Raw genomic sequence first — 12,171 nt, forward strand, 5'->3', positions numbered from 1 at the left:
CGTCTTTCCAGCCAACGGTCCCATCATGCCGTCGCGTCCCCTCCCGCTGCGTCTCGCGCTTTCGTTCCTCCTCGCGCTCGTCACCACGCTCGCGCTGGCGCCGGCCGCCCGCGCCGCCCCGCAGGATCTCGACCGCATCATCGTCGTCGTCAACGACGGCGTGATCCTGCAGAGCGAGCTCGACCAGTCGATGGACGACGCGCGCCTGCAGATCAGCAAGCGCGGCCTGACGTCGCCGCCCGACGCCGCACTGCGCGCGCAGGTGCTCGAACGGCTGATCCTGACGCGCGTGCAGACCCAGCGCGCCGCGCAGGCCGGCATCCGCATCGATGACCGCGAGCTCAACGAAGTGCTGACCAGCATCGCCAAGCAGAACGGCCTGAGCCTGGCGGCTTTCGCCGATGTGGTGCGCAGCGAGGGTCTGGACTATCTCAATCTGCGCGAGCAGATTCGCGACGAGGTGACGCTGCAGCGCCTGCGCAACCGCGAGGTCGACAGCCGCGTCGTGGTCACCGAGCAGGACGTCGACGCCTTCCTCGCCAGTGAAGGCGCCAACAGCGACAAGGAATACCGCCTCTCGCACATCCTGATCGCCGTGCCGGACGGCGCCAGCCAGCAGGTCCGCGACCAGGCGCGCGCCAAGATCGCCGACCTGCTCAAGCGCATCCGCGCCGGCGAGGACTTCGCGCAGCTGGCGATCGCCAACTCCAACGGCCAGCAGGCCCTGCAGGGCGGCGATCTCGACTGGCGCAAGGGCGGCGACCTGCCGAGCGCGTTCGCCAGCGCCGCCGGCAAGCTCAAGGTCGGCGAGACCAGCGAGGTCTTCGAGACCGGCAGCGGCTATCACCTCATCAAGCTGGCCGACATGCGCGGCGGCGACGAGCGCAAGACCGTCACCGAGACGCATGCCCGCCACATCCTGATCCAGACCAACGCGATCCGCGACGACGAACAGGCCCGCGCCCAGGCGCGCGAGCTGTACAACCGCCTGCAGGCCGGCGAGGACTTCGCCAAGCTCGCCAAGGAGCACTCGGATGACCCGGGCTCCAAGAACAGCGGCGGCGACCTCGGCTTCCAGCCGCCCGGCGTGTTCGTTCCGGAATTCCAGTCGCGCCTCGACCAGCTCAAGCCGAACGAGATCTCGCCGCCATTCCGCACCCAGTTCGGCTGGCACATCGCGCAGCTGCTTGAGCGTCGCGATCGCGACGTCACCGAAGAGCAGAAGCGCGCCCGCGCCCGCACCGCGATCGGCACGCGCAAGGCCGCCGAGGAATACGACATCTGGCTGCGCCGCCTGCGCAACGAAGCCTACGTCGAATACCGCGTGCCCGCGGATGCCGAAGCCGCCGCGCAGCTGCAGTAAGCGCGGCACCAGCGCGCCGACGGAGCGGCCGTGAGCCCGCCGCGCATCATGCTGACGCCGGGCGAGCCGGCCGGCATCGGTCCCGATCTGGCCTGCGCGATCGCGCAGGATGCATGGCCGGCCGAGCTGGTCGCCGTCGCCGATCCCGCGCTGCTGCAGTCGCGCGCCGCGGCGCTGGGCCTGGCGCTGCATCTCGAGCCCGTCGACTTGTCGGCCCCGCCGCGCCTGCGGCCGGCCGGCACGCTCGCCGTGCTCGCCGTGCCGCGCGCGGCGCCGACCACGGCCGGCCGGCTCGAGCCGCGCAACGCCGCCTATGTGCTGGACACGCTGCGCCGCGCCGCCGATGCCTGCCTCGCCGGCCAGGCCGGCGCGCTCGTCACCGGGCCGGTGCAGAAGAGCGTCATCAACGACGCCGGCGTGCCGTTCAGCGGCCATACCGAGTTCCTCGCCGAACGCTGCGGCGCCGCGCTGCCGGTGATGATGCTGGCGAACGCCGGCGACCGGCCGTTACGGGTCGCGCTGGTGACCACGCATCTGCCGCTGCGCGCGGTCGCCGACGCGATCACCGCTGAGCGCGTGCTGGCGACGCTGCGCATCCTCGCCCATGACCTGCGCACGCGCTTCGGCATCGACGCGCCGCGCGTCCTGGTCTGCGGACTCAACCCGCACGCCGGCGAATCCGGACATCTGGGCCGCGAGGAGATCGAGATCATCGAACCGGCGCTGGCCGCGGCGCGTGCCGAAGGCATCGACGCACGCGGGCCGCTACCGGCCGACACCCTGTTCACGCCGGCGCACCTCGCCGGCGCCGACGCGGTGCTGGCGATGTACCACGACCAGGGCCTGCCGGTCCTCAAGTACGCCGGCTTCGGCGAGAGCATCAACATCACGCTCGGCCTGCCGATCGTGCGCACCTCGGTCGATCACGGCACGGCGCTCGACCTCGCCGGCAGCGGCCGTGCCGACCCCGGCAGCCTGCGCGCGGCACTGCGTCTGGCCATCGAACTCGCCCGGCGATGAACGAATCCGCACCGCACCAGGCCAAGAAGCGCTTCGGCCAGAATTTTCTGCACGACCCGCAGGTCATCGCCCGCATCCTGCGCGCGATCCATCCGCAGGCCGACGACGTGCTCGTCGAGATCGGCCCCGGACTCGGCGCCCTGACCGTCCCGCTGCTCGAAAAGACCGGCCGGCTGCAGGTCGTCGAGATCGACCGCGACGTGATCCCGCATCTCATCGAGGCGACCGGCCACGCGCCGGGACTGCACATCACCCAGGCCGACGCGCTGACGGTCGACTACCGGCAGTTCACCGAGCCCGGCAAGCGCCTGCGCCTGGTCGGCAATCTGCCGTACAACATCTCGACGCCGATCCTGTTCCATCTGCTCGAGCAGGCCGATGCGATCGCCGACATGCACTTCATGCTGCAGAAGGAAGTCGTCGAGCGCATGTGCGCCGAACCCGGCAGCGAGCACTACGGGCGCCTGACGGTCGCGCTCGCGGCACGCTGCGAGGTGGCGCATCTGTTCAACGTCGGGCCGGGCGCGTTCCGGCCGGCGCCGAAGGTGGACTCGGCGATCGTGCGCCTGCGCCCGCGCGCGCCCGATTACGCGATCGACGATCTCGCGCTGTTCGACCGTGTCGTCGCCGCCGCCTTCTCGCAGCGCCGCAAGACGCTCGCCAACGCGCTCAAGGGCGTGGCCGATGCCGCGACCATCGCCGCCGCCGGCATCGAGCCGACGATCCGCGCCGAACGCCTGCACGCGCGCGACTTCGCGCGTCTGGCCAACCTGCTGCACGCGCGGGCATCGGCGCCGTCCGCCGCCGGTTGACGCCAGCAGCTGCCGCGCGATACTGCGGACTCACCCGAGCGTTCACGCCCAGGAGTCGCGCATGAGCCTGTACCGCCACATCCTTGCCGCAGTGGCCCTCGATCCGAGCGGGCGCGCCGTGCTGGCGCGCGCGCAGGCGCTGGCCCAGCACTTCGGGGCCCGCCTGTCGGTGCTGCACGTCGTCGAGTACATCCCGATCGAAAGCGGTGAGCTGCTGATGAGCGCGCCGGTCGATCTGACGCAGCAGCTCGAAGAACAGTCGCGTCGCCAGCTCGAAGCGCTGTGCGCGGAGTTTTCGATCCCGGCCGCCGATCTGCACACCGCCAGCGGCCCGGTGACGCCACAGATCCAGCAGCTCGCCGAATCGCTGCAGATCGATCTGATCGTGCTCGGCCACCATCCGCGGCACGGCCTCGCGGCCTGGTTCAGTCACACCGGGGAAAGCGTGGTCACGCGCGCACGCTGCGACGTCCTCGCCCTGCACGTCTGACGCGCGGATCGCGCGCGGCGGCTTTCAGAGCGGCTGCACCTCGCGGCCATTGAGCCAGCCGACGGCGTCGGCGGCTTCCATCGGCGCATGCACCGCTTCGCCGCCGAACCAGTGACATCCGGCTGCGCGCCAGCGGGCGTGCTGGATCTCGTCGACCTGCATGGCGATCAGCAGAAGCCCGCGCGCGCGCGCCACTGCGGTCGCGGCGGCCATATCGGCCGTGTCGGCCAAGGTGTCGGAAGCCAGCAGCAGCCGGATCGGCAATGGACCGAAGTCCGGCAGCGGCAGGTTGAAATCGCGCAGCGCCAGGCGCAGCCCGCGCCCGATCAGGGCGGCGGCATCGGCGTGCAGCGTCGCCGCGTCGAGCACGCCGTCCGGATTCAGGGCCAGGATCAGGCGGTCGGCCGCCACGTCGTAGCGCCGTACCAGCTCGTCGACGTGGCACGCGAACTCGCCGCTGCGCAGCTGCCAGCCGGACACGTCGATGATGAACGGCAAGGCCGGCAGGCCGTGGCGGCGGGCGCTGAGATGATGCTCGCAGGCGTGCGTGATCTGCCACAGTTCGAGATCACCGATCAGGCCGGCGCGGGCCGCGGCGCGCAGCAGCTCGTCGTGCGCGATGCGACCGAAGCGCGGATGCTGCCAGTACAGTGAAGCGCGAATCGCCTTGACCGCGCCGTGCTCGACGTCGAGGACCGGCTCCATGAGCAGATGCAGCTGGTTGAGCGCGACCGCGGCATGGATCTCGCGTTCGAGGCCGAGGCGGCGGCGGCGGTCGGCGTCGATCTCGGTGGAAAAGATCCGGTAGCAGCCTCGCCCCGCCTGCTTGGCCTCGTACATCGCGGCATCGGCGTGGCGCAGCAGGCCCTCGGCGTCGCTCTCGTCGAGCGGATAGAGCGTGACGCCGATGCTCAGCCGCATCTGGATGCGATGGCCGGGGATATCGAGCGGATGCGCGAAGCGGTCGAGCAGTTTCTGCGCCAGCTGCGCCGCGTCCTCGACCGAGCGCAGACCGGGCGCGACGATCACGAACTCGTCGCCGGCCAGGCGGGCAACGGTGTCGGACTCGCGCAGCGCCGTGCGCAGACGGTCGGCGGTCGCCTTCAGCACCAGATCGCCGGCTTCGTGACCGTGACGGTCGTTGATCTCCTTGAAGCGATCGAGGTCGAGGAACAGTACGCCGAGCGAGCGAGCGCCGCGCTGCTGGGCGGCAAGCCAGGCCTGCTGCAGGCGATCCTGCAGCATCGCGCGATTCGGCAGGCCGGTCAGCGCATCGTAGTGCGCCAGCTGCTGCAGCCGCAGCTCGGCCTCGAGGCGCTCGCTGATGTCGACGGCAATCGCCATGAAGACCGGCGGCTCCTCGTCGCGCGAGAAGTTGAGCCTCACCTCGACCGGATAGCTGCTGCCGTCGGCGCGGCGATGCCGGCAGCGATAGATCAGATGATCGTGCTCGCCGCCGCGCAGCTGCAGCAGATACTGGCGGAACACCGCTTCGTCGAGCTGCTCGCTGATATCGAGTGGCGTCATGCGCAGCAGCGCTTCCGGACGGAAGCCGAGATTGCGTCGCGCACCGCGGTTGACGTCGAGCAAGGCCAGCGTCTGCGCGTCGAAGATGTAGACCTCCTCGACGGCGGCGTCGAGCAGGCGGCCGAGACGGCTCGCAAGGTTCTCGCCACGCAGGCGCTCGCTGATGTCGCGGACGATGACGACCAGACCCGAGGATTGCTCGACCTGCAGCGGCTGCACCCAGATCTCGACCGGGAACGTGGTGGCGTCCTTGCGCCAGCCGACGATCTTCGGCAACGCGGCGTCGCTGCGCGGCCCGACCGTGCCGACGTAGTCGGTGATACGGATGCCCGGCGTATTGAGGAACGGCACCGGCATCAGCTTGGTGATCGTGAAGCCCTGCAGCTCGTCGCGGGCGTATCCGAACATGCGTTCGGCGCGCGCGTTGGCAAATCGCACGACACCCGACGGATCGGTCATCAGCACGCCTTCCTCGAGATGGTCGACGACGGCCTGCGACAGCTGCGCTTCGTGCTTGAGCGCATCGAGTTCCGCGGCATGCCGCGTCACATCGCGGCACAGCATGGCGACACCGTCGACGCTGCCGTCGCGCTTGCGGATCAGGCAGGCGAGCAGTTCGACCGGCCGCCGCGTGCCGTCGCGGGCGCGCAGCCAGGCGCTCTGCGCCGGCACGTCGCCGTTGCGCTGCAGCGCCTGCTCCAGTGCGCTCTGCAGCGGCAGGTCGCGCCGATCGTGGAGATGGAAGACCGAGTAGGCCATGCGCCCGCGTGCCGCCGCCAGCGGCCAGCCGCTCAGACGTTCGGCGGTGGCATTCAGATAGCGGATGCGACCATCGCGGTCGGCGGTGACCATGCCGTAGTCGAGCGCGTCCATGACCGTGCCGGCCCGCTCGCGGAACAGCTCGGCTGCGGTCGACGCGTCGATCATGGCACCCGCACTGCCCGGCGCGTGCGGATCGGCGCGGCGCATCCATTCCGGGCGGCGTGCCTGACGCCGCAGCAGCCGCCACCACACCGGGATCAGCAGGCCGCCCAACAGCAGCAACGCATAGCCGGTCGCACGGAGCCGGGCAACGGCGTCATCGTGGATCGCCGCGGCTTCGGAGGGAATCAGGTCGAATTCGGCGCGTCCCAGCACGCGCCCGTCTTCAGTCTGGACCAGCGCGCTGGCGTGCACGGCGCGCACGCGATACAGCAGTTCCTCGAGCGCGGCGCCGACATGGCCGGAGAGCTTCAGTCCGTCATAGCGTCCGGCGCGCGCCAGGCGCAGCCCGTCGGCGTCGAAGATCGCCAGCCGGCAAAGCCCCCAGCGATACGCCCCTTCGCTGCCGCGGACCGTGAGCGCGCGCGCGAGGCGCCCCAGTTCCGCCGTGGAATGGCGTGTCCGCCGCAGCTCGGCGCGCAATGCGTCGGGAACCGCAGCCTCCGCCAGGGCGCGCGCGGCGCGCGCCTGCAGGCCGCCGGCGTAAGCGAGGCACGACAGGCCGAGCGCGAGCAGCAGCACGGCCTGCAGCAGCAGCAGACCATATGCCGCCTGACGTCGCGGCCAGCGCTTGCCAGCATCGATCGTGCGCATCGTTCAGCACGGCGCCCACAGTAACGCGGCTGCCGTCCCGGAATCAGGACCCGCTGCCGCCGCTACCGCTCTCGACGAAGCTGTCGCGCTTGAAGGTCTCGGGAATGGGGTGCTTGAAGCTGTTGACGTAGCGCTGATAGACCTGCTCGGCGACCTCGCCCGGCACCGGGCGCAGATCCGGCACCTGCGCCGCCGTCTCCTTCTGCAGGGCCAGCCAGGAGCGCGTATCGGCACCAAGCTGCGGCAGCGGCGCCGCCTCGGCAGGCGGCGCGACGGTGGCCGGCGCGTCGGGCGCGGGGTCCGCAGCCTCCTGCGCGAAAGCGGCCGAGGTGGCGCAGAACAGCGCGGCGCCGATCAAAGCGATCTTCTTCATTTCTTCACTCCTGAGCCCGCGGCGCGGGCCTGCAAAGCCTGCGCATCGCTGCGCAGGCGGGCAACGGTTTCGGGCGGGATGCCCGCCTGATCGACGACGCGTCGCACGCCTTCCTCGTCACGCGTCACCATCAGCAGCAGCACGAGATTGTTGCGCGCCTTGTCGTTGGCCGGATCGAGCTCGACGGCCGTCGACAGTTCGGGCATCGCCTCCGCATAGCGTCCCGCGCGCAGCAGCGCGTACCCGAGGTCGTTACGCACCTTGGCGTCCGTCGGCCTGCGCTGCGCTGCCTCGCGCAAATACTGCACCGAGGTCGCGAGATTGCGCGGCGCATAGAGCAGCCCCAGACCGTGATAGGCATCGCCGGCCAGACGGCCCTTGAGCAGATCTCGGTAGAGCTTTTCCGCTGCTGCGCCCTCGCCGAGCTGGCGCCGCGCCTCCGCCTCGAGGTAACGCAGTTCCTCGCTGTTGCCGCTGCTGCGCTGCTGCTGCTGGATATGCGCAAGCGCAGCGTAATACTGCTCCTGATCGAGCATCTTGCGGATCAGGTCGACGTGCATGGACTTGTCGGTGGATTCGAGCTCTTCGGGTGTATTCGGCGACGCCGTGGTCGCGCGGCCGAAGCCACCGGCGCAACCGGCGAGCAAAACCAGCGAAGCAACAGACACCAAGAAGCCTGCGCCTTTATTGCGCATTGAGATTCCCGAGCACCGTAACGATCGACAGAAAAGCCGGCCCGGCGACGAAAATCATCAGCGCCGGGAAGAAGAACAGCACCATGACGACCGTCATGCGTCCGGACATCAGGTTGACCTTCTCACGCATCTCGTAGCCGCGGCGCTCCTCGATCACCTGCAGCGTTTCGAGCAGCGGCTCGCGCAGTTCACCGCCGTAGCGATCGACCTGACGCAACACTCCCAGCACCGTGCTCAGATCCTCGACGTCAAGCGCTTCTCCCAGGTTCTTCAGCGCGTCGCCGGCCTCGGCGCCGGCTTCGACCTGCCGCAAAACGAGGTCGAGCTCACGCCCCAATTCCCTCAGCACGCCGCCGCTTTCGCGGACGATGCTCGCCAGCGCCTGGCGAGTCGACAAACCGGATTCGAACAGCAGGACCAACAGGTGGATGAACAGCGGCACTTCGCCGCGAATACGCTTCCGGCGCCCCTCGGCGACGCTGCGAAGCACCCAGCGCGGGGCAAGAAAGCTGAGGATCGCGGCCATCATTGCCAGCAACAGGCTCGTCATGGTTCGCTGCGGCGAGTCGCTGAAGGTCCAGAACGCCGCAACGCCAGCAAACAGCACCACCGGCAACGCCGCCTGGAATGCGTACCAGAACAGGCGTGCCTTGGCCGAGCGCCAGCCAGCCTGGACCATGAGACGTGCGCTTTCCCCTTCCGTATCGACCATCTGCTCAATGGCCTTGCCGCTACGCGCCATGCTCTCGATGATCGGCGCATTGCCGGTAGCGCTGAAGTCACGCGCCACGGCTGCCGCTTGCGGATCAAGGCGGCGGCGCACCACCGATTCCTCACGCGTGCGTACCAGCAAATATGCGAGCGCCATCAGCGCCAGCACGCAGACGATGATCGCCGCAGCGACGATCATCGCGAAAAGTGTCGGACTCATCAGGCTTCCTCCGTCGATTTCATCATGCGCCAGATCACCAGCACGCCGGCAACCTGCAAGATGATCGAGCCGGCCAACAGAATCCGCCCGCGCGTCTCCGCCCACATCTGCGTGTAGTAGTCCGGGTTTTGCCAGACGATATAGAACATCAGCGCGATCGGAATGACCGCGAGGACCAGCGCCGAAAAACGCGTTTCGGCCGTTAGCGCACGCAGTTCACGCGCCGCGTTGTCGCGCGAACGAATGCCGGAGATCAGGCTGCGCAGCACGTTGCGCAATGAACCGCCGAACTTGCGGTTGATCGCCGCCGCCAACGCCATGATCTTGAGATCGCGCAACTGGTGGATCTCAGCGGTTTCCATCAGGACCGCTTCCAGCGGCGCGCCGAGGCGCACTTGTCGTCCGATACTGACGAACAGTGGCTTGATCGGATCTGGTGCTTCGCGGCTGGCGGAAGACAAGGCCTCGTCAAGCGTGTTGCCGGCAGCCAGCACACGAATCGTGCTTTCGAGAAAGGACGGAAACTGTTCAATGATCTTGGCGCGCCGGCGTGCGGCCTTCTGCACCAGCAGGAACCAGCCGATTACCAGCAGCATCGCGACCAGCGCCAGCCCCGTCAGCACGCCGAACAGGAGCAACGCCAGCGGAATCAGCAGGACGAGCGCGATCAGGATGCGCAGCACCGCCGTCGGCGTCAGTTCCACGCCTGTGCGCCAGATCAGGTGACAGGCCCAGCGCAGCACCGGATTGCGAATCTGGCGTGCAGCATCCATCTGCGCGAGCGTACTCGCGGCCTCCTCACCGCCGCCGAGCACACGCAGGCGCAGGCCGACGTCTTCCTGGCGCTCGCGCTCCGACGCCCTCAGCACCAGCACGACAGCCGCGGCGAACAGCACCACCGCAAATAACAGGACGAAGACCAGGCTCATGTATGCTCCCCGCGCAGATCGAGATGTTCGCCGCGCTCGCCGTCGTAGCGAAAGATGTCGCGCATGACCAGTTCATGCCCCGACAAGCCAGCAATCTCGGTCACCGACATGACCCGGCGCTCGCCTCCCTTGAGTCGGCTGACGTGGACGATCAGCTGGATCGCCGCCGCGATCTGGCCACGAAACGTCAGCTCGCTGCCGGTGTAGCCCGCGAATCCGGCGAGCAGTTCGAGACGATGGATCGCGTCGCGCGTCGAATTGGCGTGCAGCGTGGTCATCGATCCGTCGTGACCGGTGTTCATCGCCTGCAGCATGTCCAGCACCTCGTCGCCGCGCACCTCGCCGACGACGATGCGATCCGGACGCATGCGCAAGGCGTTGCGGACCAGGTCGCGAGCGCTGACGGCGCGCTCACCCTCCAGGTTCGGCGGCCGCGTCTCCAACCGCACGACATGCCCATGTTCGAATCGCAACTCCGCCGCGTCTTCGATGGTCACGACGCGCTCGTCGGCCGGAATCCACTGCGACAGCAGATTGAGGAAGGTAGTCTTGCCGGAGCCGGTACCGCCGACCACGATGAGATTCGTGCGGCCGGCGACGCGCTGCTTGAGGTAGTCGAGTTCGGCCGGGCTGATCGTGCCGAAACGCAGCAAGTCATCGGCCGACAGCGGCGTCTTGCGAAACTTGCGAATCGAGATGCAGGGCCCATCGAGCGCGATCGGCGGAATGATGGCGTTGACGCGCGAGCCGTCCGGCAAGCGTGCATCGACCATCGGCGTCGACTCGTCGACGCGACGCCCGATCGGCGCCAGGATGCGCTGGATCACACGAATCACATGCGCATCGTTGAAGAAGCGCACCGGCACGCTGTAGAGACGACCGGCCCTTTCGACGAAAACCCGGTTCGGCCCGTTGACGACGATGTCGTTGACGCTGTCGTCGTCGATGAGATTCTGGATAGGCCCGTAGCCCATCAGCTCATCCTTGGCGTCGCGCGCCAGCGCCTCGGATTCGCGCTGATTGATCGGCAGACGCTGATCAACGACATAGCGGCGGATCTGTTCGAGCACGAAGCGCTCGATCTGCTCCGTGTCCCACTGGTCGATATCGAGATTGCGCTCGTCGATCTGCTGGATCAGGTGCCGGTGAAAGCTGTTCTTCAGCTGCAGGTACTGATCCGATAGCCGGAAGCGGGCGACCTGCGCGTCCGGTGTCGTGCTCATGCTGGTGCGATCCGAGTGCCCCACGGCCTAGCCGAACAGCCGGGCAAGCCCGGCCTTCGGTGCCTCCATGCGTTCCTGCGAACCGAGCAGGGCCGACGCGAGCGCACGCATATCAGCGCAGAACGGCTCTTTCGGCGCGACGCTGAACATCGGCTCGCCGGCGTTCATCGCCTGCACGCGACCGTGCCCGACACTCGCCGACAGGCGGCCATACAACGGAAGATCGAGGATTTCGGCAAGGTTCTCGGGCTCCAGCCCGAGACGTTTGCGATAGTGATCGACGAGCAAAGCGGTGCGGTCGAGCGGGCAATCGTCGAGGCGCAGCGCCCGCAGCAGGTACTTGCTGTGGCGCGACTTGATGATCGACTGGTCGGACACCAGCAGCGAGCGCTCCGCCTGGCCGAGAACCCCGGCAATGCAATCGAGCGGCCAGTGCGCGTCGAAGGCGACCACCACACAGCCGAACAGGCCGCGCACCACTTGCAGCAACTTCAGGAAATCGTCGAACACGAACTGCGGACGGCCGATCAGATCTTCCGGCAGGCTCAGCAGATAAAGACCGCTGGCGTGGCGCGAAAACGCCGTATCGACCAGCGTCTGGTCGCAGCGATAGACGTCGTTGACCGCGTCGAGCAGGCTGTACGACTGGCTGATGTTGAGGAAAATCGCCGCGGCGCCGGGCGGTGTCGCGATGTCGATGAGCAGCGTCGGCTCGCTCTTCGGCAGCTGCGCGGCGCAGGCCAGCGCAAGATGCTCGGCAACGAAAGCGATCGAGTCGTTCGGCTGACTCGCGAACACGCTGAACAGCCGCCCCTGCTTCTGCTGCGTGCGGCTGACCGTCTGGCTGCGCCGCAGCAGCTTGGACAGCAACGCGGCCACATCCGCCTCGTCGCGCCGCAGCACGAAGAAGTCGCGCGCACCGGCGCGCATCGCCGCCAACACCACGTCCGGATTGCTGTCGGCGCCGAGGCCGGCGACGGCGATATCCGGCATGCGCTCGACCAGACGCTCCATCATCGACAGGCGTGCGTCGAGATTAGCGCGTTCGAACTGGAAGAAGGCGGCGTCGACACGCCCCATCATCTGCACACGCTCGATCAGATCTTCGGCATCGAGCGGCCGGATCAGCGAGAACTCGGCGTTGGCGCCGGCAGCGTTCTCGAGCCAGCTCAGATAGACGGGATCGTCGGCGACGACGACAGCCTGCGTTTTCATTGTCTCTTCCGTGAGCGA

The 12,171-nt window shown here is 68.2% G+C and carries 11 protein-coding genes; 4 read left to right on the forward strand and 7 right to left on the reverse strand.

Features of this window, described 5'->3' with window-relative positions; genetic code table 11:
• Window positions 1-25 precede the first annotated feature (25 nt).
• The 4 genes from H149_RS0109405 (at window position 26) to H149_RS0109420 (ending at window position 3,685) form a co-directional block, all read left to right on the forward strand.
• Window positions 26-1,363, forward strand: a complete 1,338-nt coding sequence (locus tag H149_RS0109405) for a peptidylprolyl isomerase (RefSeq protein WP_020649499.1) — start codon at window positions 26-28, stop codon at window positions 1,361-1,363.
• 30 nt (window positions 1,364-1,393) lie between these two features.
• A complete protein-coding gene (gene pdxA, locus H149_RS0109410) occupies window positions 1,394-2,383 on the forward strand; it encodes a 4-hydroxythreonine-4-phosphate dehydrogenase PdxA (protein WP_020649500.1) in 990 nt (329 codons plus the stop codon).
• Window positions 2,380-3,195 carry a 16S rRNA (adenine(1518)-N(6)/adenine(1519)-N(6))-dimethyltransferase RsmA gene (gene rsmA, locus H149_RS0109415; protein ID WP_020649501.1) on the forward strand — a complete coding sequence of 272 codons (816 nt, stop codon included), beginning with the start codon at window positions 2,380-2,382 and terminating at the stop codon, window positions 3,193-3,195. The genes pdxA and rsmA overlap by 4 nt, the downstream gene beginning before the upstream one ends.
• A 61-nt stretch (window positions 3,196-3,256) precedes the next feature.
• Window positions 3,257-3,685 carry a universal stress protein gene (locus tag H149_RS0109420; RefSeq protein ID WP_020649502.1) on the forward strand — a complete coding sequence of 143 codons (429 nt, stop codon included), beginning with the start codon at window positions 3,257-3,259 and terminating at the stop codon, window positions 3,683-3,685.
• Window positions 3,686-3,709: 24 nt separating this feature from the next.
• Here H149_RS0109420 and H149_RS0109425 read toward each other — a convergent pair whose 3' ends face one another.
• Genes H149_RS0109425 through H149_RS0109455 form a run of 7 tightly spaced genes read right to left on the reverse strand, consistent with a single transcriptional unit; the run spans window position 3,710 to window position 12,153 of the window.
• Entirely contained in the window at window positions 3,710-6,787 is a 3,078-nt protein-coding gene (locus H149_RS0109425; protein WP_020649503.1) for a sensor domain-containing protein, read from the reverse strand.
• Window positions 6,788-6,830: 43 nt separating this feature from the next.
• Entirely contained in the window at window positions 6,831-7,160 is a 330-nt protein-coding gene (locus H149_RS20430) for a DUF3613 domain-containing protein (RefSeq protein ID WP_020649504.1), read from the reverse strand.
• The gene (locus H149_RS20435; protein ID WP_083930899.1) at window positions 7,157-7,855 is read right to left on the reverse strand and encodes a tetratricopeptide repeat protein; all 699 of its coding nucleotides are present in this window, start codon (window positions 7,853-7,855) and stop codon (window positions 7,157-7,159) included. The genes H149_RS20430 and H149_RS20435 overlap by 4 nt, the downstream gene beginning before the upstream one ends.
• Window positions 7,845-8,786: a type II secretion system F family protein gene (locus H149_RS0109440; RefSeq protein WP_020649506.1), complete on the reverse strand. Its 942-nt coding sequence runs from the start codon at window positions 8,784-8,786 to the stop codon at window positions 7,845-7,847. The genes H149_RS20435 and H149_RS0109440 overlap by 11 nt, the downstream gene beginning before the upstream one ends.
• Entirely contained in the window at window positions 8,786-9,715 is a 930-nt protein-coding gene (locus H149_RS0109445) for a type II secretion system F family protein (RefSeq protein WP_020649507.1), read from the reverse strand. The genes H149_RS0109440 and H149_RS0109445 overlap by 1 nt, the downstream gene beginning before the upstream one ends.
• Window positions 9,712-10,938, reverse strand: a complete 1,227-nt coding sequence (locus H149_RS0109450) for a TadA family conjugal transfer-associated ATPase (protein WP_020649508.1) — start codon at window positions 10,936-10,938, stop codon at window positions 9,712-9,714. Before H149_RS0109450 ends, H149_RS0109445 begins: the two co-directional genes overlap by 4 nt.
• Before the next feature lie 27 nt (window positions 10,939-10,965).
• Window positions 10,966-12,153 carry a CpaE/TadZ family protein gene (locus H149_RS0109455; protein ID WP_020649509.1) on the reverse strand — a complete coding sequence of 396 codons (1,188 nt, stop codon included), beginning with the start codon at window positions 12,151-12,153 and terminating at the stop codon, window positions 10,966-10,968.
• Window positions 12,154-12,171: the final 18 nt, after the last annotated feature.

The sequence above is a fragment of the Solimonas variicoloris DSM 15731 genome, from assembly GCF_000382285.1.
Classification (GTDB): domain Bacteria; phylum Pseudomonadota; class Gammaproteobacteria; order Nevskiales; family Nevskiaceae; genus Solimonas; species Solimonas variicoloris.